This window comes from Shewanella sp. 10N.286.52.C2, from assembly GCF_002874545.1.
GTDB lineage: Bacteria > Pseudomonadota > Gammaproteobacteria > Enterobacterales > Shewanellaceae > Shewanella.
This window is the reverse complement of record NZ_MCTV01000014.1, coordinates 83,090-107,178: the sequence shown is the minus strand read 5'-3', so window position 1 is coordinate 107,178 and position 24,089 is coordinate 83,090. Positions and strand designations below refer to the sequence as shown.

The 24,089-nt window shown below is 42.8% G+C and carries 26 protein-coding genes; 9 read left to right on the top strand and 17 right to left on the bottom strand.

The genetic code is table 11. From position 1 onward, the window contains the following. The first annotated feature begins 8 nt into the window (after positions 1 to 8). Complete coding sequence (gene elbB / locus BCU94_RS07160; protein WP_102435885.1) at positions 9 to 662, top strand: isoprenoid biosynthesis glyoxalase ElbB; 654 nt, start codon at positions 9 to 11, stop codon at positions 660 to 662. A 3-nt stretch (positions 663 to 665) separates the two neighbouring features. Here the strand turns inward: elbB and glpG are convergent, their stop codons facing one another. From glpG to BCU94_RS07135, 5 genes are all read right to left on the bottom strand, one after another. Then, on the bottom strand, positions 666 to 1,508 hold the full coding sequence (gene glpG / locus BCU94_RS07155; protein WP_102476000.1) for a rhomboid family intramembrane serine protease GlpG: 843 nt from the start codon (positions 1,506 to 1,508) through the stop codon (positions 666 to 668). Continuing rightward, the gene (gene glpE, locus BCU94_RS07150; RefSeq protein WP_102435882.1) at positions 1,505 to 1,813 is read right to left on the bottom strand and encodes a thiosulfate sulfurtransferase GlpE; all 309 of its coding nucleotides are present in this window, start codon (positions 1,811 to 1,813) and stop codon (positions 1,505 to 1,507) included. The genes glpG and glpE overlap by 4 nt, the downstream gene beginning before the upstream one ends. Before the next feature lie 116 nt (positions 1,814 to 1,929). Further along, positions 1,930 to 2,955 carry an L-threonine 3-dehydrogenase gene (gene tdh, locus BCU94_RS07145; protein ID WP_102435880.1) on the bottom strand — a complete coding sequence of 342 codons (1,026 nt, stop codon included), beginning with the start codon at positions 2,953 to 2,955 and terminating at the stop codon, positions 1,930 to 1,932. Between the two features lie 12 nt (positions 2,956 to 2,967). Next, the gene (locus BCU94_RS07140; RefSeq protein WP_102475999.1) at positions 2,968 to 4,161 is read right to left on the bottom strand and encodes a glycine C-acetyltransferase; all 1,194 of its coding nucleotides are present in this window, start codon (positions 4,159 to 4,161) and stop codon (positions 2,968 to 2,970) included. 333 nt (positions 4,162 to 4,494) lie between these two features. Next, positions 4,495 to 5,151, bottom strand: a complete 657-nt coding sequence (locus BCU94_RS07135; protein WP_102435876.1) for a TetR/AcrR family transcriptional regulator — start codon at positions 5,149 to 5,151, stop codon at positions 4,495 to 4,497. A gap of 132 nt (positions 5,152 to 5,283) precedes the next feature. On the opposite strand from BCU94_RS07135, the gene waaA reads away from it, so the two are divergent. Then, a complete protein-coding gene (gene waaA, locus BCU94_RS07130; protein WP_102475998.1) occupies positions 5,284 to 6,564 on the top strand; it encodes a lipid IV(A) 3-deoxy-D-manno-octulosonic acid transferase in 1,281 nt (426 codons plus the stop codon). 13 nt (positions 6,565 to 6,577) lie between these two features. Here the strand turns inward: waaA and BCU94_RS07125 are convergent, their stop codons facing one another. Next, positions 6,578 to 7,291 (bottom strand): 3-deoxy-D-manno-octulosonic acid kinase, encoded by a 714-nt coding sequence (locus tag BCU94_RS07125; RefSeq protein ID WP_102475997.1) that lies wholly within the window; start codon positions 7,289 to 7,291, stop codon positions 6,578 to 6,580. Between the two features lie 104 nt (positions 7,292 to 7,395). Between BCU94_RS07125 and BCU94_RS07120 the strand changes: the two genes are divergently transcribed. Further along, positions 7,396 to 8,457 (top strand): glycosyltransferase family 9 protein, encoded by a 1,062-nt coding sequence (locus BCU94_RS07120; protein ID WP_102475996.1) that lies wholly within the window; start codon positions 7,396 to 7,398, stop codon positions 8,455 to 8,457. Positions 8,458 to 8,537: 80 nt separating this feature from the next. Here the strand turns inward: BCU94_RS07120 and BCU94_RS07115 are convergent, their stop codons facing one another. Beyond that, the gene (locus BCU94_RS07115; RefSeq protein WP_241904968.1) at positions 8,538 to 9,305 is read right to left on the bottom strand and encodes a glycosyltransferase family 2 protein; all 768 of its coding nucleotides are present in this window, start codon (positions 9,303 to 9,305) and stop codon (positions 8,538 to 8,540) included. A 151-nt stretch (positions 9,306 to 9,456) separates the two neighbouring features. Here BCU94_RS07115 and BCU94_RS07110 point away from each other — a divergent pair, with 151 nt between their 5' ends. Together BCU94_RS07110 and BCU94_RS07105 are read left to right on the top strand one after the other, a co-directional pair. Beyond that, positions 9,457 to 10,524 (top strand): CDP-glycerol glycerophosphotransferase family protein, encoded by a 1,068-nt coding sequence (locus BCU94_RS07110; protein WP_102475994.1) that lies wholly within the window; start codon positions 9,457 to 9,459, stop codon positions 10,522 to 10,524. 71 nt (positions 10,525 to 10,595) lie between these two features. After that, a complete protein-coding gene (locus tag BCU94_RS07105; RefSeq protein WP_241901073.1) occupies positions 10,596 to 10,931 on the top strand; it encodes a hypothetical protein in 336 nt (111 codons plus the stop codon). Between the two features lie 164 nt (positions 10,932 to 11,095). Here BCU94_RS07105 and BCU94_RS07100 read toward each other — a convergent pair whose 3' ends face one another. Beyond that, the gene (locus BCU94_RS07100) at positions 11,096 to 11,293 is read right to left on the bottom strand and encodes a GDP-mannose 4,6-dehydratase (RefSeq protein WP_102476015.1); all 198 of its coding nucleotides are present in this window, start codon (positions 11,291 to 11,293) and stop codon (positions 11,096 to 11,098) included. Between the two features lie 93 nt (positions 11,294 to 11,386). Here BCU94_RS07100 and BCU94_RS07095 point away from each other — a divergent pair, with 93 nt between their 5' ends. Then, positions 11,387 to 12,136, top strand: a complete 750-nt coding sequence (locus BCU94_RS07095) for a glycosyltransferase family 25 protein (protein WP_102475993.1) — start codon at positions 11,387 to 11,389, stop codon at positions 12,134 to 12,136. A gap of 13 nt (positions 12,137 to 12,149) precedes the next feature. Here the strand turns inward: BCU94_RS07095 and BCU94_RS07090 are convergent, their stop codons facing one another. Beyond that, positions 12,150 to 12,956 (bottom strand): glycosyltransferase family 2 protein, encoded by an 807-nt coding sequence (locus BCU94_RS07090; RefSeq protein WP_102475992.1) that lies wholly within the window; start codon positions 12,954 to 12,956, stop codon positions 12,150 to 12,152. Between the two features lie 173 nt (positions 12,957 to 13,129). Here BCU94_RS07090 and coaD point away from each other — a divergent pair, with 173 nt between their 5' ends. Continuing rightward, positions 13,130 to 13,633 carry a pantetheine-phosphate adenylyltransferase gene (gene coaD / locus BCU94_RS07085; RefSeq protein ID WP_076542073.1) on the top strand — a complete coding sequence of 168 codons (504 nt, stop codon included), beginning with the start codon at positions 13,130 to 13,132 and terminating at the stop codon, positions 13,631 to 13,633. 88 nt (positions 13,634 to 13,721) lie between these two features. Next, positions 13,722 to 15,191, top strand: a complete 1,470-nt coding sequence (locus BCU94_RS07080; protein WP_102476014.1) for a capsule assembly Wzi family protein — start codon at positions 13,722 to 13,724, stop codon at positions 15,189 to 15,191. Between the two features lie 140 nt (positions 15,192 to 15,331). Here BCU94_RS07080 and mutM read toward each other — a convergent pair whose 3' ends face one another. The 8 genes from mutM to BCU94_RS07040 all read right to left on the bottom strand — a co-directional run bounded on the left by mutM (position 15,332) and on the right by BCU94_RS07040 (position 22,352). After that, on the bottom strand, positions 15,332 to 16,144 hold the full coding sequence (mutM, locus tag BCU94_RS07075; protein ID WP_102475991.1) for a bifunctional DNA-formamidopyrimidine glycosylase/DNA-(apurinic or apyrimidinic site) lyase: 813 nt from the start codon (positions 16,142 to 16,144) through the stop codon (positions 15,332 to 15,334). An 11-nt stretch (positions 16,145 to 16,155) separates the two neighbouring features. After that, the gene (locus BCU94_RS07070) at positions 16,156 to 16,620 is read right to left on the bottom strand and encodes a hypothetical protein (RefSeq protein ID WP_102475990.1); all 465 of its coding nucleotides are present in this window, start codon (positions 16,618 to 16,620) and stop codon (positions 16,156 to 16,158) included. A 124-nt stretch (positions 16,621 to 16,744) separates the two neighbouring features. After that, a complete protein-coding gene (gene moaA / locus BCU94_RS07065; RefSeq protein WP_102439337.1) occupies positions 16,745 to 17,731 on the bottom strand; it encodes a GTP 3',8-cyclase MoaA in 987 nt (328 codons plus the stop codon). Between the two features lie 23 nt (positions 17,732 to 17,754). Then, positions 17,755 to 19,569 (bottom strand): bifunctional molybdopterin-guanine dinucleotide biosynthesis adaptor protein MobB/molybdopterin molybdotransferase MoeA, encoded by a 1,815-nt coding sequence (locus BCU94_RS07060; RefSeq protein ID WP_102475989.1) that lies wholly within the window; start codon positions 19,567 to 19,569, stop codon positions 17,755 to 17,757. A gap of 39 nt (positions 19,570 to 19,608) precedes the next feature. After that, positions 19,609 to 20,193: a molybdenum cofactor guanylyltransferase MobA gene (gene mobA / locus BCU94_RS07055; RefSeq protein WP_102475988.1), complete on the bottom strand. Its 585-nt coding sequence runs from the start codon at positions 20,191 to 20,193 to the stop codon at positions 19,609 to 19,611. Next, positions 20,177 to 20,881, bottom strand: a complete 705-nt coding sequence (locus BCU94_RS07050; protein ID WP_102475987.1) for an energy-coupling factor ABC transporter ATP-binding protein — start codon at positions 20,879 to 20,881, stop codon at positions 20,177 to 20,179. Before BCU94_RS07050 ends, mobA begins: the two co-directional genes overlap by 17 nt. Positions 20,882 to 20,883: 2 nt before the next feature. Further along, entirely contained in the window at positions 20,884 to 21,591 is a 708-nt protein-coding gene (locus BCU94_RS07045) for an ABC transporter permease (protein ID WP_076542090.1), read from the bottom strand. Next, the gene (locus tag BCU94_RS07040) at positions 21,591 to 22,352 is read right to left on the bottom strand and encodes a substrate-binding domain-containing protein (RefSeq protein ID WP_241904970.1); all 762 of its coding nucleotides are present in this window, start codon (positions 22,350 to 22,352) and stop codon (positions 21,591 to 21,593) included. Before BCU94_RS07040 ends, BCU94_RS07045 begins: the two co-directional genes overlap by 1 nt. A 354-nt stretch (positions 22,353 to 22,706) precedes the next feature. Between BCU94_RS07040 and BCU94_RS07035 the strand changes: the two genes are divergently transcribed. Beyond that, positions 22,707 to 24,089 carry a sigma-54 dependent transcriptional regulator gene (locus tag BCU94_RS07035; RefSeq protein ID WP_102476013.1) on the top strand — a complete coding sequence of 461 codons (1,383 nt, stop codon included), beginning with the start codon at positions 22,707 to 22,709 and terminating at the stop codon, positions 24,087 to 24,089.

Below are 24,089 nucleotides of genomic sequence, written 5' to 3'. Positions count from 1 at the left end.
GATCAGTAATGAAAAATATTGCGGTTTTACTCAGTGGAAATGGGGTGTTCGACGGCGCAGAAATTCAAGAGTCGGTTTTAACCTTATTAGCTTTATCTCAGGCAGGGGCGAGCTATCATTGTTTTGCGCCAAATATTAATCAATTGCATGTAGTCAATCATTTAACCGGTGAAGTTGATGTGGATGCGCAGCGAAATGTATTAGAGGAGTCGGCGCGCATTGCCCGTGGTGAAATCAGTGATATTAATGCGCTAAATATTGATCAATTTGATGGCTTAATTGTCCCGGGTGGTTTTGGCGCTGCTAAAAACTTGTGTGATTTTGCCGTTGCAGGTAGTGATTGCGTGCTGCAGCCACAGGTGGAAAGTTTTATTCAAGAGTTTGTGCTCGCCAACAAACCAATGGGCTTTATGTGTATCGCACCCATTATGTTGCCGCGAATTTTTAATAACGCCCCCCAAGGCACCATTGGTAATGACAGTGGTACCGCACAGGCGTTTAATGAAATGGGTGGTGAGCATTTAGAGAGTACTTGCGCTGATATCGTTATTGATAAGCAAAATCGGCTGGTAACCACCCCAGCCTATATGTTGGCGACGTCCATAGCTGAGGCTAATGTGGGTATTAAAAAGCTGGTCACAGAAGTGCTGGGGATGTGTTAGTGGTTATTTAGCGGCTGATTTACGGCTATCAAAAGCGCCTTGAGCCAAACCAATCAATAATCCGCCGATATGAGCACCATTGGCGATGGGCATACCGAGTAAATCGGTAAAGCCCAGTACCAGCCAAACAAGCATAAAGCCCATGTAACTGTTGGGAATGCCAATACCTGATTGGGGTTGGCGTTGCCCCATTATCCAGGTGTAGCCAACAACGGCGTATACCACGCCTGATAAGCCGCCAAAGTTAGGCCCTGTCATCATGTATTGCACAATACTGGGTAAACTACCTGCAATGACAAGTAATATGATCAGTGGCTTGCTACCGAGTTTGGTTTCAATCTTGCCACCTAGATACCACCACCATAATAAGTTAAAGGCGATATGCATTAATGAAAAATGCATCAAGCTGGGGGTAAACACTCGCCATATTTGGCTAATGTCACTTTGGGGCACAGCGCCAAAAAAGGATAACTGGCTAAAAATGCCATTGGCAAAGCCAAGGTTCATGCCGGCGTATACCAGCACACAAACAAAGAAGGTAATCAGGGTTAGTGGCCCTGCGCCAGTAATAAACTGCTGGATAAGCCCTAAACTGGAGGAGCCATAATCTAATTTGGTTTGGGTGGTGCCATTATCCCAAGAGGCTTGTAAATACTTCTTCTGGTATGGTTTTTGTCTAAACTGTTCAAACTCGTATTTGGCTTGTTGTGCCTGAGATGGTTGCTCAACGACCAAAGATACCCCGGTTTCAATCACAACGGGATGGCATTCAATATCAAGACCTTTTAAATAGTCTATGAATGCCTGTGCTGCGCGAGCGTTAGGTAATTGGCCGATTTCTATCATACGTGAGCTAAACTCCAAGCTGTGTATCCACCATCAAGACTATAAACATCATCGAAACCTTGTTCAATAAGGTAACCCGCAGCGCCTTGACTGCTCACGCCGTGATAGCACACCACGACTAATGGCTTATCCATATCGGCATCGGCCATAAAGTGGGCGATGTTTTCATTAGTAAGATGCACTGAATTTTTAATGTTACCTGCGGCAAAGCTGGCGGCATCGCGTATATCGACGATTTGCACATCACTGGCATCTTCTTGCATGTGAATGAGTTCGTTAATCGATAAATGCTTAAACGCTGACATGGTTAATCCTTTAAAAAATGACGATAGTAAAAACGACAATAGAGCCTTTAGTATGTGACAAGGGATTGTACGTATACAACCCCTTTTTAGATGAGAATAAATCCGCTATATGGCGATTAATCCCAATTCAATATCACTTTGCCTGATTGACCAGAGCGCATTGCATCAAAGCCTTGTTGGAAGTCATCAACACTGAAATGATGGGTGATAATTGGAGACAAATCTAACCCTGATTGAATCAAACTGGCCATTTTATACCAAGTTTCAAACATTTCGCGTCCATAAATGCCTTTTAAGATTAAGCCTTTAAAGATGACTTTACTCCAATCAATGGCCATTTCACCGCCAGGAATACCTAGCATGGCAATTTTGCCGCCGTGATTCATGGTATCGAGCATTGAATGAAATGCCGATGGTACGCCTGACATTTCCAAGCCAACATCAAAACCTTCAGTCATGCCTAACTCAATCATTACATCTTTTAAGTCTTCTTTCGCAACGTTTACTGCGCGAGTCGCGCCCATTTTACGAGCAAGATCAAGGCGGTACTCATTAACATCAGTGATAACCACATGGCGGGCGCCAACGTGCTTACATACTGCCGCTGCCATAATCCCGATAGGGCCTGCACCGGTAATTAGCACATCTTCACCGACCACATCAAACGATAATGCGGTGTGTACTGCATTACCAAATGGATCAAAGATAGATGCGAGGTCATCTGAAATATCGTTAGGGATTTTAAAGGCATTAAATGCAGGGATCACTAAGTACTCAGCAAAGGCACCTTCACGGTTTACCCCGACACCTGAAGTGTTACGGCATAAATGCGTGCGACCACCGCGACAGTTGCGGCAATGGCCACAGGTAATATGGCCTTCACCAGAAACGCGATCGCCAACAGTAAAGCCGCGAACTTCTTGACCCATATCGACCACTTCACCGACATATTCGTGTCCAACAACCATAGGCACAGGAATGGTATTTTGTGACCATTCGTCCCAGTTGTAGATATGTACATCGGTACCACAAATGGCGGTTTTACGGATTTTAATTAATAGATCGTTATGGCCCATTGTTGGCTTAGGCGCATCAACCATCCAAATGCCTTGTTCAGGCTTTAATTTACTTAGTGCTTTCATGTGTAGTGAGTCCTAAATAATGCCCATTTCTTTACCAATACGGGTAAAGGCTTCGATTGCTTTATCAATTTGCGCTTTAGTGTGCGCCGCTGACATTTGGGTGCGAATGCGGGCTTGGCCTTTTGGCACCACCGGGAATGAGAAACCAACCACGTAGATGTTTTCAGCGAGTAGGCGGTTTGAAAAATCACCTGCCAATTTAGCATCACCAATCATTACCGGGATAATGGCGTGATCAGCACCTGCTAAAGTAAAGCCTGCTGCTGTCATTTTTTCACGGAAGTAACGGCTGTTTTCCCATACGGCTTCACGTAAATCGTGACCCGTTTTTAGCATTTCTAACACATGGATTGATGCACTCACGATTGAAGGCGCTAAAGAGTTTGAAAATAAGTAAGGGCGAGAGCGCTGACGTAACCAGTCAACCACTTCTTTTTTAGCAGAAGTGAAACCACCTGAAGCGCCGCCTAAGGCTTTACCTAAAGTACCGGTAATAATATCGACGCGATCCATTACTTGGCAAAACTCGTGGGTGCCACGGCCATTTTCACCAACAAAACCCACAGCGTGAGAGTCATCAACCATGACGAGTGCATCGTATTTATCGGCTAAATCACACACACCTTGTAAGTTGGCAATCACACCATCCATTGAGAACACGCCATCAGTGGCGATAAGAATGTTTCGTGCGCCCGCAGCTTGCGCGGCAATCAGCTGGGTTTCAAGATCGGCCATATCGTTGTTGGCATAACGGAAACGCTTAGCTTTACATAAACGCACACCATCAATAATAGAGGCATGGTTTAGCGCATCAGAGACGATAGCGTCGTTCGCATCTAGCAGAGTTTCAAATAAACCCGCATTGGCATCAAAACATGAAGAGTAAAGAATGGTATCTTCCATACCTAAAAATTCACTTAAGCTATTTTCTAATTGCTTATGAATATCTTGGGTGCCACAAATAAAACGCACCGATGCCATACCAAAGCCATGGCTTGATAAACCATTCTTAGCAGCATTAATTAATTCAGGATGATTTGCCAAGCCTAAGTAGTTATTAGCACAGAAGTTAATCACTTCTTCGCTATTTACATTGATAGAGGTTTGCTGGGCAGACGCAATGACACGTTCACTCTTGTATAAGCCTTCAGCTTTAACATCGACAAGTTGTTGATTTATGCGGTCGTAAAATGAGGTAGAGGCCACCTGATTTCTCCTAATAATGGTTATTATGTTAATCGCAACCTTTGGCTGTTTAAGTAAAACATGCGCTGATTTCTGATCGGGAGTTGTCGGCATTCTACCCTTAATTTTTATAAGGCCACAGCGTTTTTTTTAAGCGCAGTGGTTACATAAAATTGATTAGGGCTTGGGGTGATTTCGGATAAATAAAACTAATCAACTTTCATTAACTGGGGAAGTATTAATAAGTGGCAGTAAAACGGTATTTTATGATTAAAATACTGCCAATCCCTTTTGCCAACGCTATTATTATAGTTGCCAGCAATGGGATTGTAAGGGCGGTTTAATTTACCTGAATTAAAGCTCTGGGCAGGCGTCTTGAGAGACTAACTCGCGGTAGTGCTGCTCAAGTCGTGCAAAGGTAGGTTGAGAAATTGGCGTTGAATACGCTTTAAACAGCATAACCACCCGTAATAAACCTTTGTAAATTGCAGGTTTGGTGATTTTTGATGCACCCGATTGGGTCAGTTGATAGCTAATCCAATAGCTAACGATCATCTTCATGGTATCTGCAAGTTCGACGATGTTATCGTCTTCAACGTTTAAAAAACCATCTTGTTTAAGTTGTTTAAGGACGTTACTTGAGCGTGCTAATACGCTTTTTTGTGCCAGAGTATAGCGCTGCTTTAAGGCTTCATCTCGACTTAAAATATCGGCTAGGTTGGCGTACATAAATCGGTATTGCCACATGGTATAAAACATCGCATCGAAATAGCCCAATAATAATTCAACGTCAATTGATACGTCTTCATAAGGCTTTGAACCATTTTCAAGATTAGATTCATACATGGTGAAGATAGAATTGATAATGTCTTCTTTATTGCGGAAATGGTAATACAGGTTTCCAGGACTGATATTTAAATGAGCCGCAATGTGATTGGTGGTGATATTACGTTCACCATGTTCGTTAAAAAGTTCAAGGCTGGCAAAAACTATCTTATCGCGGGTTTTCATATCAGTTCCAATTATAAGAGGCTCATGAAGAAATCATTTCTTAACTAGGTACGACTAAGCTCATATCCCTATGAATTTAGATTATGTTAACATTGTGGATATCTGACAAGCAAAATTGATCAAGTAGTTTTCATGACTCGTGGCGTATATTCTGTTTTACTCTTGCTGTTATCCCCTCTCATCGTGGCATATTTGGCTTTTCGTGCGTTTAAAAGCCCTGATTATCGCGGCCGCTGGGGCGAGCGTTTTGGATTAATGCGCTTAAAGCAAACTGATGTACTTATTCATAGTGTGTCGATGGGGGAAACCTTAGCAGCAATACCGTTAATAAAACGCTTAATGAAACAGTACCCACAACTGTCATTTACGGTTACCACCACAAGCCCTACGGGATCTGCTGAGGTTAAAAAGGCTTTTGGCGATAGTGTGCAGCATTGTTACCTTCCGTTTGATATTAACCTTTGTATTAGTCGCTTTATTAAGCAGGTTAATCCGCAACTTTGCGTGATTATGGAAACTGAATTGTGGCCAAACCTGCTTCATTTTGCCAAGAAGAATAATACTCGCTTGGTGTTAGCTAATGCGCGCTTATCGCAAAAATCTGCCGATAAATACCATAAGCAAATGGGGCTAAGTTTACCCATGTTAACGGCGCTTGATGCGATTGCGGTGCAAACCGAGGCTGAATCTGCCCGCTTTGCGGCGTTAGGGGCCAACACTCAGTCATTGCATGTTTGCGGCAGTTTAAAGTTTGACATACAGATTGATGACAGCAAATACCAACAAGCTAAAACCTTAAGAGCTGATTGGAACCGAAGCCAAGCCCCTGTATGGGCTGCTGGCAGTGTTCATCCTGGTGAGTTTGATATGATGTTGCAAGCCCATAAAAAAGTGTTGGAGCAATATCCTGATGCGCTGCTGATTATGGCGCCAAGACACCCTGAACAATTTAATGTTGCCGCTGTGACGACCACTCAACAAGGGTTAAATTTAGCAAGGCGCAGTATGAATGAGGCGGTCGATCAGCACACCCAAGTGCTGCTGGGCGATACCATGGGTGAACTGTTGATGTTGTATGGGGCTGCAGATGTTGCCTTTATTGGCGGCACACTGATTGAAAGTGGCGGGCATAACCCTTTAGAGCCTGCAGCAATGGGCTTGCCAGTAAGTGTTGGCCCGCACCATTGGAATTTTGCTGAAATCACCCATTTACTTGAGCAAGCTGGTGGCTTAACTGTGGTGAATAATGCCGATGAGCTGGCTGACATGCTATTAAAGCTATTTGCTAACGTCGAATTGCACAATAGCGCCGCCAAAGCGAGCTTAGCGGTGGTGTCTCAAAATCGCGGCGCATTGCAAAAGCAGTTTGAAATAGTTGAGCAGCAATTGCGCTTTACTCAGTTAATCAGCTAATCGCTAAATTCAGTTAATTAATGGCTTGTTGGTAACCGTAAAGTAACTGCTGCCAATTTGATTCATTGAAATTTAACGTTGGCAGTTTCGCTTGCTCTTTATTAAACGAGCGCAGTAATCGGTTTAAATTTGCTTGCTGCCATTGCTTAGCGGGTGTTTTTATTACGCCACGGTCAAAATCGATAAGGTAAAATTGCGCCTCGGCCAGTAAGATATTTTTTGCGTTAAGGTCGGCATGATATACGCCACGATTATGAAATTTAGCAATGAGGGCGCCGAGCTGCTGCCATTGGCTATCACTCATGGCTGTTTTGGATAAATAGGCTACTAAATCTTTCGCACCATCAATCAGCTCAATAATCAAATCTGCACGGTACCAAATACCAAAGCGTTCAACATTGGCGGCAATGGGTCTGGGTACCGGAAAACCTTCATCAAACAACTTTTCTAATAACGCCAGTTCAGCGATGGCTCGAGTGCGAGACATACCAGTAAAAACATAAGCATCACGGCTTAATTTTGCCATAAAGCCACCACGCCAATAATGGCGTAATACCCAGCGCTGGTGGTCATGTTCAACAAACCAGGTGGTATAGCGACCTTTTGACTGGCCTATAATGGCATTGTGTTGCTGCCAGTAGTCAGCTTGGAATTGTGCGGGAGTTAATTGCTGCGCGAGTGGCTCGCACCAAGCAATGATCCCAGTCTCTGTTGATTCAAGTTGCATAGGCCAATGAGTAAAAGCGTCGATTTGTCGGTGGCTAAAAACAATATTCTACATTAAGATCGAATACTTGTACTTAATTCCCTTTATATCGTTAGTGGTAACCCATGAAAGCAGACTTTTCATCGATGAAATCCTTATGTTTACTTCGTTTATCCGCGATTGGTGATGTGTGTCATGCGGTGGCCATGGTGCAAGCTATTCAGCGTCAATACCCTGATTTAGCCATTACTTGGGTGATTGGTAAAGTTGAATATCAATTGGTTAAACATATGCCCGGTATTCAGTTTGTGATCTTTGATAAATCCCAAGGTTGGCGCAGTTATGGCCAATTGAGAAAAGCCCTCGCTGGTCAACGCTTTGATGTTTTACTACACATGCAAGTGGCGCTGAGAGCGACCATCGCATCATTGATGATTTCAGCAAAAGTTAGAGTGGGCTTTGATAAAGCCAGAGCTAAAGAAGGTCAGTGGTTGGTGACTAATCATAGGGTGGAGCCATTGGCAACGCCCCATGTGTTAGAAGGGTTTATGGGCTTTGCCAAAGCCATTGGCGTTACAGATTTAACCCCAAGCTGGAATATTCCGGTACCTGAAACCGATACCGAGTTCGCCAAACAAGTCATCACAGATGATGAAAAAGTATTAGTGATTTGCCCCGCAGCCAGTAAAGCTGAGCGTAATTGGCTGCCAGAGCGTTACGCTGCAGTGGCAGATCATGCGGTCGAAAAAGGTTATCGAGTGATACTTTGTGGCGGCCCAAGCCAGCTTGAGGTCGATTTAGCGGCTAATATCATTAAGCACAGCCACAGCCATATCGATAATATGATTGGAAAAACCAGCCTAACGCAATTATTAGCATTATTGAAAAGAGCCAGTCTGGTTATTGCGCCAGATACCGGCCCCGCCCATATGGCGGTGACTCAAGGTACGCCAGTGATTGGCTTATACGCCCATTCAAATCCAGGCCGAACAGGGCCTTATAGCAGTTTAGACTCGGTCGTCAGCGTGTATGATCAAGTGATTAAGCAGCAATTTCCTGATAGCAGCATTGCTTGGGGGAAAAGGGCAAAGGGGTCAGATTTGATGGTTCTTATTGGGGTAGAGCGCGTTATTAAGACATTTGATAGGTTAGTTCACTCGGTCGATGGGTCGAAATGCCTTCGTTAAAAATTTTAATACTAAAAGCCAATTAGTTAAAAGGTATCTAATTGGCTTTTAAATACTAAGTCTGCTTAATTTACATAAGTTTACAGGTTAGTTTTTTGTTTTGTTTGGTAATTTTCATATAATTTGGCCTCTTTTGAAAAGGCATAATAAGCCTTCATCACAGCAAGAATAAAACCACGTTTCCCAGAAAATATTTTTCGCCTAAAAAAGTACTCTTTTATAAATACGAGAGGAATAATGGTAATTAACTTTAAATTTGAAAACTTCTTGCCCTTAGCGAATTTTTCATCGGCTTTTAAGCTTGAGTAGGTGTTATGTTTATTGGTAATGGCTGCAATGGTGCTGTAACCAAAGTGATCAAAGGTTTCATTAATAAAAATCTCTTTACCGTTAACAGTAGCACTTTCATGTACTAAACGTGAGTCGTCAAAGAAAGACTTTGAGCGTTTATAAAATCGATGATTGTTGGGTTTTTTTGTCCAGGATGATAGTGGTTTGTCTATAAAAATGTCATTACGCCAAAAACGTACACTATCTGCTTTATCATGCTCCATAATTGCTTTGAGCGCGTCGATTAAACTAGAGTTTATGGCTTCATCACCATCCAAATTAAGAACCCACTCATGGGAACATAATGACATGGCGTATTGTTTTTGTTTTGCGTAGCCAAGCCATGGATGGGAATAGACTTTTGCTCCGTAACGTTTCGCTATATCGAGAGTAGAATCAGTGCTGCCAGAATCTACTAAAATAACCTCATCTAAAGAGGCAACACTCTGAAGCGTTTTCTCGATATGTTTCTCTTCATTCTTGGTAATAATAAAGACACTGATAGGGAGTTTCATCATAATTCAATCGTATTAAAGTAAATATAGTTAAGCAATAATAACACGGGGAGATTATTTTTTGGGAATGGAACCTCCATGTTATAATTTTTAATAGGTGCTTACTATTTGTATTGTTGGATGATAATTAAGCGTTTTTGTGAGGAGCGTAGTTGTGGGTCGAGTTAATAAGCGTTATTTATTTTATATATCGCAAAATTATTCATATGCTATTTTAAGGCCGTTGCAACAGGTTATTCTAGCTCGTGGCGATGAAGTATGTTGGTTTTTAGAAGGGAAAGAAGTCGATGCTACATTCTTAAAACCTACTGAAACGCGATTACTGTCTATTGATGATGTGAAAGCTTGGCGGCCAGGCGCAGTATTTGTTCCTGGAAATGTCGTACCCAGTTTTATTCCTGGTATCAAAGTTGGAGTATTTCATGGTTTTGCGGCAGGTAAAATAAACCGTAAAGGGCGTTTAAATCATTTTGAGATCCGTGATTGCTTTGATCTTTATTGTACTCAAGGTCCGGAAACAACGTTGCCATTTATTCAATTAGCTGAAAAATTTGGCACATTTAGAGTTGCTGAAACAGGTTGGCCAACTTTAGATCCAATGTTTACCAATGCTCTTGTTAACCCATATCGCATCGAAGGTGATGATCGCCCAACCATTCTATTTTGCTCAACTTTTTCTCGCAACCTCTCTTGTGCGCCAATTATATTTGAGGAAATAAAGGCTATATCTTTACAGGGAAGGTGGCGATTGTTAGTGCAGTTTCATCCTAAAATGAATAAAGAGGTAGTTGATCGCTATAAAACGTTAGAAAATGAAAATCTAACCTTCGTTGAAACAGATAATGTATTGCCTCTGCTAAATGCTGCTGATGTGATGCTGTGCGATACCTCTTCAATAATGATTATGTTTTTGCTGCAAAGGAAGCCCGTTGTTACCTTTAATAATCATACACAGCGAACTCATTTAGTCAATGTCACCCAACTGGAGGATATTCAGCCTGCTTTAACTAGAGTACTTGCAAGGCCACCAGAGTTGATGGCTGAGATTGATAGATATTGTAATAACATCCATCCAAATCGAGATGGTTGCTCTAGTGAGCGAGTTCTCGCTGCCACGGATAACTTGATTGAGAGTGGCATTGAGGATTTAAAGCCTAAACCTCTGAATATTTTACGCAACTTTAAAATGCGCAGAAAGCTTGGCTATTGGAAGTTTTTTTAAATTTGCCTCTCATTTGGGTCAATGAGTGCGGCTTTATTAAAATATTATAATCTGTAAAGTCAGTAGGCCAATTGTCGGGAAAGCACTCTAATGAGCTAGGGTTAAAGGTTGGCAATATCGGTAAGCTAAAAGGACTGCTATCACATTATACCCATCGTGATTACGGTCATGGGCTGAATAAAGCCGCGCAATATGCTTGGCTTGGTTGGAAGAAATATTTTCGTAAAGGAAAAAAATCCCATGGACTAACCTTAGCCTTACTAAGGGGGATGTGGACATTTTTTCATATTTACTTTTTACGGCGTGGTTTTCTCGATGGTAGTGTTGGTTTTATTATTGCTATGACCTATGCGCAGGTGAGCTTTAACAAATACGTAGGTTTGTGGTTGCTAGAAAACAATCGCTAATATTAATTAAGTCTATGCTAGCTCCTAAAGCGCAATCTGCACCTTTAAGCGCGTTTGCTTTTAATAAATAGTTTCAATCATATTAGCCCGTTGTTGACACTTAATGGTTTATGATGCTACGCATTAACCTCAAAACGGGAACTGTTTATCTGGTGATGACTTAATTAAAGATTTATGGTGTTTACGTGACGACCCCCTCTCTGAATGGTCAAGTGGCCCACTAAGTTACTGTCTGCGTATGCTAGTGGGTTATCAACATAATAACGAACCCTGGCCAGTGCTGGTAAGTGGCTTATTTGGTTGAGTTTATGCTCGGAAAGTAGGTTCGCTATGCCCGTTGTATCAACGAGGTCAATGGCGATAAAGTTGACCGTCGTCTAACGCTTTATTATTGGGAAAACTGTTAAAATGGCTAATAAAATCAATCTGCATAAAAGGCTGAATTAAGAAGTATTATGAAGTTTAAAGTATTTGTAATCAATCTCGATAAAAGCACTGAAAGAATGGCTTTTATGCAACAACAGCTTGAGCAACTCAATATTGAGTTTGAGCGAGTGCCTGCGGTATATGGTAAAGAACTGACTCAAACTGAAATTGCTACGGTTTTTGATGAGCCAAGTAATTTAGCAAAATATGACAAAGTGCTGAATGTAGGGGAAATTGGCTGCTATTTGAGCCATGTAAATTGCTGGAATATGATGCTAGATCAGCAATTGGACTTTGCGCTTATTTTAGAAGATGACTCAATTTTAAGCCCTGACTTAGTATCATTATTAAAAAGCGTGAGTCATTTATCCGCTCAGTGGGACTACATTAAATTATGTCACGGCAGTAAACAAAAAGCGGTTATTGATACCCTTGAGCTTGATGATGGCTTTTCATTATCGACCTGCTTAAAACTGCCTTCTTCTACCCGTGGTCAGTTTGTGTCGTTATCTGGGGCTAAAAAGCTACTTGCAACGGCAATGCCTATTGCAAGACCTGTGGATATCGATATTCAGTTTTGGTTTGAAAAGGGCCTAAATTGTTTTGTCGTCAGACCTTTTCCTGTTCAGGAAGCTGACTTTGAAAGTGAAATATGTACTTTGGGTAACCGAAATACCACTAAAAAACATCCCCTAAAACGCATTTGGCAAAAGTTATGCTTTGAGGTAAAGGTAAGAGTTAATCGAAGTAAGCTCCCCAAATTGCCAAGCCAGCTTTAGCTTTGAGTAAATTTTAGCTTGGAATGTATTTTTTGATGCCATTTTGACAATAAGTTAATTTTTTTGAAATGGCGTCATCATAAATCTGTTGATTTACTTGTGCCATTTTTCGAGACAATTCTGGGTGGTACAGGTGATAACATACTGCTAAATGCTTCAATTGCTTTTTTGATGCTCCGTCATTGATCAGCCGGATACAAAATTCCTTATCTTCAGCGCCCCAACCAACAAAGTCACAATTAAAGCCATTGACGTTTATCGCATCTTGACGCCAAAAGCTAAAGTTACAACTAAACACGCTGTCTGCATTTTGATTTGTTTTGCTTAAGTAGTGACTTAACACGTTAGAGCGGAGGGCATTTTTATGACCACTTTCAGAAGCAAATAAAGCTGATACCGGCGAGATGGGGTCGTTAGACGTCATTATCTTTTGACTAAATTTTTGAGATAGTCTGACTCGCTTACCGGCGATGACTTGGTTCTTTTTCGCATTATGCAGGTGATCTTCAATAAAGCGAGGATGCAAAATAATATCGCCATCGATGCAAATGATATAGTCTGCCGATGACGCTTGGATGGCATTATTACGACTCTGGGCCGCTCGAAAGCCTAAATCTTCTTGCCAACAATGGATTAAATTAAAGGGCAGTTGCTTGGCTTGGTAAAACGCGATTAAAGCTTTGGTTTCTTGTTTAGAACCATCATCAGCAATAATGACTTCAATGGGTTTTACGGTTTGTAATAAGCAGCTGTCTAACGACTTGTTCAGTGCTTCAGGCCAATTATAGGTGGTGATGATAAGTGAACAACTAATAGACATATTCGGCTGGTTATATAAATTTGAGTTAGGTCTATTTTAGCATTATAAAGCACGAAGCGAATGGAATTTTAGTGGGAAAGGTGCAAAATCACAGCCTGTATCAAATCAAACTTTGATGCGAGTATTTGATACTGATAAACTAGCTGGCAATACTTTACACAGTGAATATTCAAATGCATAGACGCGCAATTTACCCAGGTACTTTTGATCCCGTTACTAATGGCCATGCTGATTTAATTGAGCGTGCGGCAAAATTATTTGGTCACGTCATTATCGGCATTGCCTCAAATCCGTCAAAACAGCCGATGTTTACCCTTGAAGAGCGTGTAGAGCAAGTTAATTTAGTGACCGCCCATTTAGACAATGTGGAAGTGGTTGGCTTTACTGGCTTATTAGTTGATTTTGCTAAAGAGCAACAGGCGAGTGTGTTAGTGCGTGGTCTGCGAGCTGTGTCAGATTTTGAATATGAATTTCAATTAGCCAATATGAATCGTCGTTTAAGTCCAGATTTAGAAAGTGTCTTTTTGACCCCAGCGGAAGAAAACTCATTTATCTCTTCTACCTTGGTAAAAGAAGTTGCCCTGCATGGCGGTGACGTTAGTCAATTTGTCCATCAGGATGTCGCCGCTTCTTTGCTGCAAAAAATTGCTTCAATTAAATTACAGCAGACGAAGTAATCGCCTGCTAATGCCGTTATTCATCACATCAAAACATAAGCCTAAAATGAAATCATCGCAGTCGCTATTTAAACACCGTTCATTCACAATGCGCTTTTTAGGGCTTGGCTTTGGCAGTTTATGCTTAAGTTCGGCACTTTCGGCTGCGCCTTGGGTTGATACCTCAGATATTTACCTACGGGCAGATATTCAGGCGCTGGCAGATGCTGGTGTGATCACGGTACCTATCAATACATTTCCACTGATGTGGTCGGGTATTGGAAAGGATTTATCTTCAGCAGAACCTTCATTAATGAAGCCCGCATTAGTCGATGCGTTTGCTCGAGTGAACTTTTATTATCAAAATGCTGTTGGCAATAAAGGGAACACCAGTATTACAGCAACTGCTGCGACCGATGAAGCAAGGTTTCAACACTTTGGCTCTGATTATCGTGAAAAAGCTGAACTCAAAGCCTCTTATGAATATATGGGCGAGCGCTTCGCTTATAAAGTGTCTGCTTCAGCTAACTACGATCCCCAAGATGATAAAGAATTTCGCTTAGACGACTCTTATATGGCGGTAGTATTGGGTAACTGGATTGTCACTGCAGGCAGCTTTGAGCAGTGGTGGGGGCCTGGTTTTGATTCGGGATTACACAAATCCAATAATGCCCGACCTATGCCATCACTGATGGTGAGTCGCAACAATGCTGAGGCGTTTGAAACCCCATGGCTTTCGTGGCTGGGCGCGTGGAACCTCACTGGTGGAGTAAGCATGATGGATGAAGATCGTTATGCCCCCAATGCGTTATTGTGGAATGTGCGCGGCTCAATAAAGCCATTAAGGCAATTAGAAATCGGCCTTTCTTGGACGGCGCAGTTTTGTGGTGAAGGTCAAGAGTGCGATTGGGACTCCGCCTGGAAGTCGATTACTGGTCAGCGTGATTGTCGCAATGATACGGGTAGTGGTTGCTCAAATTACGGCAATCAAATGGCGGGCTTTGATGTACGCTATTCAGATACTTTTTGGGATGTGCCTGTGGGACTTTTTCTTGAGCGCACCTGCGAAGACTCAAAAGGTGAACCGTGGCAAATAGTCGACTGCGCTAAAATGTATGGTGTAGACACCCGCTTTAGTTTTGCCTCGCAGCAATATAAGCTATTTTTTGAATATACAGATACTATGGTGTTTTGCGGTGAAGACCCGAATGCCTTTAATTGCTTCTATGAGCACAGCACCTATAAAAGTGGATCTCGAAATTATGGTCGCGCTATTGGCAGCACCTACGACAGTGATGCTCAGGTGTATGCACTGGGGTTAATTGGCCAGTTTTCAAATAGCCATGCATTTACCACTATTTTACGTTATGCCCAATTAAATAAAGATGGCGAAAGTCCAAGTCATGGCTGGGCGCCGCAGCCACCGAAAGAAGATTTACTCATGCTAGAGCTGTCTTATCGTATGCCATTATTAAGCGGCATGATGACCTTTGGTGGTAGCGTATCGCAATCAGAGTTTGAAGTGGAAGACAGTGAAGTAGATGGCACTTTATATACTCGTTACCAGTATAAATTTTAATTAAGTTATTAAATTTATTGTTATAATTTTTTCAATAAAAAGCCTCAATAGCTATGCTATCGAGGCTTTTTGATTTATTGCCGCTAAATACTTTCAACCTGGAGTAAGGCTTGTTCTGCCCTATTTTACCCTCAACAATCTTATGTCTGACATAGCCCACAAAATACCGTGGTGCGTTGACCTAAACGTATTTCACTTAATAGATTGCCGCATTTAGTGCAGTTTTCGCCGCCACGGCCATAAACATGTAACTTTTGGGCGAAGTAACCGGGTTTACCATCGGCATTGGTAAAATCTTTTAAGGTGGTGCCGCCTTGTTTAATGGCTTGGGCTAAAATCTGTTTCACTTCAGCAACCAGAATTGTTAAGCGTTCAATATCAATTGAGCCAGCAGCTGCTTGAGGATGAATACCTGCGGCAAACAAGGCTTCATTGGCATAAATGTTCCCCACACCGACCACAATGTTATTGTCCATTAAACACAGTTTGATGGCCTTTTTCTTATTGGCGAGGGCATTGTGTAGTTGCACTGGATTAAAGTCTTCACACAGTGGCTCTGGGCCTAATTTTGATAGTAATGGATGTGCTTCTTCAGGTAATTCATACCATAGCCATGCACCAAAGCGCCTTGGGTCATTGAACCTCAGAATGCGGCCATTTTCTAACGCCAAATCAATGTGGTCATGTTTTTCTGCTGGGGTGTTGGCTGGTAAAATTCGCAGACTCCCAGACATACCTAGATGGACTATGGTGATCCCCGCGTCAGTATCTATCAGTAAGTACTTAGCGCGGCGACGTACATTTCGGATAGTTTGGCCGATAATATTGCGGCAAATGTCAGGCACAGGCCAACGTAACGAACCATTACGAATAATAAGGTCGCGAACGGTTTGATCGACGAGGTAGGGTGATATTCCTTGGCGAGTGACTTCAACTTCCGGTAATTCAGGCATAGGGCTCTCTATTATTCTTGTGTTTGGCTGGCAATGATAGGGATGAGTTCAGTACGTAAGCTTGGCGGGATTTGGTACCAATTATCGGCGGCTGACTGCAATAACCCATACTGGGGGTAATATTGCCAAAGTTGTCCTTGTGGGGTGTGATTTATCGCAATCACTAACGATTGCGCTGCCGGTAACTGTTGGCGCTCTGCATCACTTATGCTGGTGGGGGAGATTGCTAATTGGCTCCAAGCCTCGGCTAAAGTTCTACAGTTTAAAACACTTGCAGAGCAGACCCAGCCGTTAGCGCCTTTATTAAGCCAAATATCATCGAATTGCAATTGGGTTAACTGGTTAGTTTCATCAAATAATGCTTGGGCATCATCGGGCATTTGATTGGTTTTTGAGTCGATAAAGGTTAGCACTGCCACCATGAAAACGCAGGCAATGATCAGGATGTTATTCCATTTTTTTCGAGATAAGGCCATAAACTAACGTGCTAGTGGTTGTTAGTCTTAGTGTATATCAAAGCTAGCCTTAGTGGGTAACCCTTGGTGGTTATCTGCTAAGGCTAGTTAATGAAGGCGGTTGATTTGCGTAAGTAAAAATGGCTTAACCGCCAGTGGTGTTCATAAATCGCAGAATTTGCACGTCATCATCGGTGCCAAAGTAGTGCTCTTTGGGTTTTTGTTGAATGCCATCCAAAATCGCTTGTTTTAGCTTATCAATATTACCTGGATGCGCTCTAACAATCGCTTTTAAATCAACCGAGTTTTCATTACCTAAACACAGCAATAAACGGCCTTCGACTGTCACTCTGACGCGGTTACATTCATGGCAAAAGCTATTACTGTGGGGCGAGATAAAGCCAATATGAATACTGTGATCTGCCATTTTGAAATAACGTGCTGGCCCACCAGTGCGTTTGCTTGACGGCACTAATGGATAGCGGGCTTCAATAAGGGCTCTGACTTCTTCGCTAGAACAATGACGACTGCGTTTACGCTCATCAATAACCCCTAGTGGCATCTCTTCAATAAAGGTGATGTCTAGTTCACGATCACGGCAAAAGTCGATTAAATCTAAGATTTCATGATCGTTTTTGCCACGTAAAATCACGGCATTGATTTTGATATGCTTAAAGCCTGCGGCTTTAGCGGCATCAATACCTGCAATGACTCGTTCAACTTTACCGTTGCGAGTCATTTCAGTGAATAGCTCAGGGTTGAGGGTATCTAAGCTGATGTTCAAGCGCTTTAAACCAGCATCATGCATGGGCTGAGCAAGTTTACTTAAGCGTGAGCCATTGGTGGTCATCGATAAATCATCTAAACCAGGCAATTTACCTAATAACTCAATAAGCTTATCGCAATCGGTTCTTACTAAAGGTTCGCCGCCAGTTAAGCGGATTTTCTTTACTCCGAGTTCGGTAAAGGCTTGTGCAATCCATGCGAGTTCTTCTAAGGTGAGTACTTGCTCTCTAGGCAGAAAGCTTGGATCTTCGCTCATGCAATATACACAGCGAAAATCACAGCGGTCAGTGACCGATAAACGTAAGTACTCTACTTTTCGATTAAAACTGTCGACGATCAAACTCATGAATTAGTACATCTTATGGTTAGTTATAACAGTTCAGCAAAAGGCTGAATGAAGACTTGCTGGCCAGGCATGACGGCATCTTCGGCTTCACCGATAATAACCAGACAATTTGCCTTAACCATGGAGTTCAACATCCCTGAACCCTGTGCCCCTGTTGAGGTCACATGTAACCGTCCATCATTGCTTAACGAGTAAACACCGCGCACAAACTCTGTTCGACCTGTGCGGCTTTTTAAGATGCTATCTGTTATTGCTGGTAAATATTGTGGCTGCCAATTACTTTCGCCAGCCAGTTTACGAATTGCAGGTTGCACAAATTGTAAAAACGACACCATTACCGCCACGGGATTACCCGGTAAGCCAAAGAACAAACTGTCGTTGACTTGGCCAAAGGCTAATGGTCGACCTGGACGCATATTAATGCGCCAGAAGTTTATTTTACCAATTTTAGCCAATACTGTTTTGATGTAGTCAGCATTTCCGACAGAAACTCCACCGGAGCTGATCACAATATCGGCATCAACACTGGCTTGTTGTAGCGCAGCCGTTAATGATGCTTCGCTATCTTCAATAATGCCTAAGTCAATGACTTTACAGCCTAACTTTTGCGCCATTGATTTAATGGTGTAGCGATTAGAGTCGTAAATACAGTTGGCTTTTAACGGCTCGCCCGGTTGACTCACTTCATCGCCAGTGGAAAACACCGCCACAACCGGTTGTTTAACAACATCTGCAGAGGCTAAACCCAATGAGGCTAATAAGCCTTGTTCAGCGGCTTGTAAGCGATGACCTTTTGCTAATGCTAAGGCATCTTTGGCAATATCTTCACCTGCAAGTCTGACATGCTGACCCGCATCCACTTTGCCTTGTAATTGCACTTGGCCATCTTGTTCAACCACCAATTCACGTGCTTCGACAGTGTCAGCGCCAGTTGGCACGGTTGCGCCTGTCATAATGCGTACGGCTTCACCGGGGTTTAATGTGCCTGGATATTGGTGCCCAGCAAGCACTTCACCCATCAATTTTAATGGCGCAACTGGGTTGCTTGGGCTGTTATCAGTACTATAAGCAAAAGCATAACCATCCATTGCTGAATTGGTTTGCTGGGGCACGTTAACAGGTGAAATCGCATCGCTAGCAAGTACTCGATTTGCTGCGTCATCGATGGTGACTTGCTCACTAGCGGTAAGCGGCGTCACCATGGTCATGAGTTGCTCTAAGCCTTGGGCAACTGATAAAAATTTCTGCTCATCGCTTACAGGTGTTGCAACGGTTGGGATCGGTAAAGCCACTTCAGGCGTTTGCCACTTTTGGCTGTATTCAATCACAAAGTCGGCAATTTGGCCGACGTTATTTAAATCGAGTCGGGTTAACTCGGCCGGTGTTTCGGTGTCGTCACAACACGCGATAGCGACAATGTTTTCATCATGGGTATGGATCAGTGGCTTGCCGTGGGCGGCGCGGTGCAGCTCAATTTTAGGCAGTTGCAGCTTTTTAAAGCCCTCAACAAGCACGATATCCACTTTGTCCGTTTCAATTTGCTTTAGTAAGTGCGGTAATTGTGGGTCACCATCAACCGCATCTTCAGTCATTAATGCCCAGCGAATATGGGAGGCAACCAGCATTTGCTTAGCACCTGCTTTACGCATTTCGTAACTGTCTTTTCCCGGAATATCCACATCAAAATTATGGTGTGCGTGTTTAATTACTGCTAAACGTAACCCACGACGATTTAATTCGGGAATAAGTTGTTTTAACAAGGTGGTTTTACCGGTGCCGCTATAGGCACAGAATCCAAGAACAGGAATACTCAGCGGATTGGAAAACGGTATACTCATAAAGACCTCATTGTTGGCTTGTTACTGTGTTGCCACAGCTTACTTGGCATTCTCGATGACAAGTTTTTGTTCAAGTGTGTTCACATTAACAAATGCATTAGGTTGATCGGCAAAGCTGGTTACAACGTGTTTTTGCTTTTCATACCATAAAAATATTTTTCGATCGCCGGCATCTAAAAAGGCCTGCATCGATTGTTTTAATTCAGGTTTTAATAACATCACCACAGGTTGGTGATGTTCGCCATCGCTGGCTACCGCGATATCAGCATCGGCTTCTTTTAACGAGGCATACATGCGCTCACATAAATCTGTTGGTAGCATTGGGCTATCACAAGGCACCACTAATAATAACTCGGCATCAGTGTGCGCCATCGCGGTGACCATGCCTGCGAGTGGGCCTAAATAACCACTGTCATTGTCACTGATAACCTCAAAACCTAGCTCAGCATATTGTTGCTGGCTTCTATTGGCATTAATGATGATGCGATTCACTTGTGGCTGAACTCGCTCAATGGTGTGGCTGATCATTGGCTTATTATTGAGCTCAACTAAGCCTTTATCTATGCCGCCCATTCTTCTGGCCATGCCGCCGGCTAAAATAACGGCATCAATTTGCACTGACATATTGAAACTCCTGTGATTGTTCAACGCTAGGGATATGATTGCTGGCCACAACGTTGTTGTCAGCAATATGCCAATGCTTTTTGCACAAGGCTGTTAAGCCGCAGGTTTGATGACTACTAATAATTAGACCTGTGCCTTCTTGTTTTAATTGGTTAATCATCGCTAAAACCAGTTTTTGCGATTGCTTATCCATATTAGATATTGGCTCGTCTAGCATTAACAGTTTGGGTTGGCTTATCCAAGCTCTGGCTAGCGCTAATCGTTGGCGTTCACCGCCAGATAAATCAGTGGCATTACTGTGTAATAATGCCCCCAGCTGCGCCATATCAATAGCTTGACGAATACGCTGTTGAAGCTGCTCGGCGCTAAACTTGTCCTTTGGTAAGGCGTAGCGCAAGTTGTAGTCCACATTACCATCAAACAGGTAGGCATGTTGGTGAAGATAAACCGCTTTGCCTAGTAAGGTACTTGGTTGCCACCATTTTGGCGCGGCAAATCCTTCAGCTGTTACCTTACCTAATGACGGTTTTACGATCCCCGCTAATAGTTTCATAAGGGTGGATTTACCACTGCCATTGTCCCCTTGCAGGTATATGACATCGCCTTCACAAAAACTTAGGCTGTCAAAAGCAAACAACTTTCTTGCTTTAAATTGCACCTGAATGTTTTTCGCGGTCACTTTAACCATGATTACTGACTCCTTGGCATGGCCTTGCCACGCAGTGAGCCGATGGCAAAATTAATCACAATCGCTAAAATCAGCAGCACTAATCCTAGTGCGATAGCTTGGGCAAAGTCGCCTTTACTGGTTTCTAAGGCAATGGCGGTGGGAATATTACGGGTGTGGTGTAAAATATTGCCCCCCACCATCATTGAGCAACCCACTTCAGTCAAAATTCGGCTAAAAGCAGCAATAATGGCCAATAATAACGGTACGCGAAGTTCGCGACATACGGTCCAAATAGCACGCTGCCACGATGCGCCAAGGGTGCGGGAGGTTTCCCATGCACGGCGGTCTACACTACTAAATGCCGCTTGGGATAATGCGATAAGTACCGGGGCACAAATCATCATTTGTCCTAAGATCATTCCTTGTTGGGTAAACAACCAGCGTAAGTCGCCCATTGGCCCATTTCTGGTGAGCAGCAAATAAGCCAGTAAGCCGATCACAACTGTGGGGATTGATTGTAAGGTTTGCACAATATTGGTGACAAACCAGCGACCAGGAAATTGGTAAGATGCCAGCAAAAAGCCCAACACAATTGATGGGATCAAGGTGATGAGCAGCGCCGCAAAAGAGACGGAAAAAGATACACTTATGATAGACCATACATCAGGGTCTAACGAAAGCAGCAAGCTAAATGCTTGCTGCAGTAGGGCTAACCAGCCTTCATTCATTACTTATATGTTGCCTTAAATAATTGCTCTCCCTGAACTTTAAAGTCATTAATCATCTGCTGAGCCGCTGGGCTAATAAACCAATCGCTTAATGCCTTAGCACCTTGATGATTCAATTCAGGGTATTTTTCTTCGTTAATTAGGATAATTTGATAAGGGTTTGCTAAATCGGCGCCGCCTTCGAATGTAATTGCCAAATCTAATTTAGCTTTGTAAGCAACAAACGTTCCACGATCTGTCAGTGTATAGGCTTGTTTCTCATTGGCCATCAGTAACGTTTTACCCATACCTTGGCCAATTGAAGTATAGCCTGAAAATTCCGGTGATACTGAAGCTTGTTTCCAAATTGCGAGCTCTTTCATATTGGTGCCAGAATTATCACCGCGTGAGATAAAACTGTTGCCCGATGCTGCGATTTTTTGAAACGCTTCAACGACATCATCGCTTGTTGCTAGTTTAGCGGGATCAGCAATTGGGCCTAAAACCACAAAATCGTTTTCCATGATCCCGCGAGGATTAGTGCCATAACCGTCTTTAACAAACTTAGCTTCAGCAGCAGGTGCATGGGTCATTACCACGTCTACATCACCTTGACTGGCCAGTTTTAGTGCTTTACCAGTACCTGTGGCGATAACCTGTACCTTATAACCAGATTCAGCTTCAAATGTCGGCAAAATAGCGCGTAAAAGACCTGAATTATCAGTGCTGGTGGTGGTCGCAAGCTTAATAATTTCTTCAGCATTTACTGTCGCGCTCATCATGGTGCTAGTTAATAATGCGACACTGAATGTTGCCGTTAAAGCTGATTTTAGACTAAACATTTTTAATTCCTTGAAGAGATAATCATTAAAACATCATATTTATGGTTAAAAAAACAACATTTACATTAACTTATCTTAGTTACAAATAGATACAGCAAATAATATGCCAAGGGCGTTTCTGAAAATTTGGATCACGACTAAATTTAAAATTGTGATCTAGATCGCGTGCGAATTATGTTTTTACAGACATATTGTCCCAGTAAGCTAATTCTGGTGGGCAAACTGACCCAGCAACAGATTTTTAGTGATACGATAAGCTTAAATATAGTCAAAATGTCCAAAGTAGGCCCTCATATGAACACCAATGACTCAAACGAAAAATCGTTACCAACTGCTGTTTCGGTATTGATTGTGGATGATGAGCCTGGAATGCGTAGCTTTCTTAAAAAGGCGTTGTCAAAAAAATTCGCTTTAGTAGAAACTGCCTCCACCATTGGCGAGGCAGAAAAGCTGCGTAGCCGTGGCCATTTTGATTTATTAATTGTCGATATTCGCTTGCCTGATCGCTCTGGTATCGATTGGCATGAGGCGCTAAATGAACCTGACCGCCAATCGGACATTATCTTTATGACTGGCTATGCCGATATGGATGTGGCGATTAAAGCCTTAAGAGCGGGCGCTTCAGACTTCATTATGAAGCCGTTTCATCTCGAGCAAATGATGACTTCGGTTGACCGTTGTATTGAACGAAGGTTATTAAAGCGTGAAAACTTCATGCTTCGTCGTGAGCTTTCAACTGGCCACTCAACCACCATGATTGGCAACAGCGATGCCATGATGGAAGTGAAACAAGTCATTGAACGCGTTGCGCCAACAAATGCCGTGGTGCTCATCGAAGGTGAGTCAGGTACTGGTAAAGAGCTGGTGGCAAGGCAATTACACCAGCTAAGTGGCCGTACTGGCGCATTTGTCCCAGTTAACTGTGGCGCCATTGCCCCCGAGTTGCTGAGTAGTGAACTTTTTGGCCATACCGCAGGTGCCTTTACTGGCGCGAAAGGCGCCCGTGAAGGCTTATTTAGTTTTGCGTCAGGCGGAACGATTTTCTTAGATGAAATTGGTGAAATGCCAATGAAAATGCAAACGGCACTATTGAGGGTTTTAGAGCAAAAATCTATCAGGCCCGTGGGCAGTGAAAAAGAAGTCGCCATTGATGTCAGAGTGGTGGCGGCAACAAACCGCTTGTTATCAGAAGAGGTAGCTGCTGGTAACTTCAGAAGTGATTTATATTATCGACTCAATGTACTCAATATCTTGATCCCTCCTTTACGCACACGTCCTGAGGATGTGATTGAATTAACCCATCATTTTACTTGGCAACTAGCCCGCGAGTTAGGGGTTAAAGAGGTGATTTGGAGCCATGAAGATATACAGGTACTGCAACAACATGAGTGGCCAGGGAATATTCGTGAACTGCGTAATATGATTGAGCGCTGTATTTTATTGGGTAAGCCGCCTGCAGAGTATTGGAAAAAAGCGCCAGAAACAGAAGCGATGACTCAAGTCGGTTACCCACTAAGTTGGCCACTAAAAGAAGTGGAAAAACAACACGTCATGAGTGTTGTCGATGCCAATAATGGCAATAAATCGGCGGCTGCCCGCGATTTAGGGGTGTCTCGAAAAACCTTAGATCGAAAATATAAAGAATGGTTTGATGCTGAACCGGATAAGGAAGCGTAA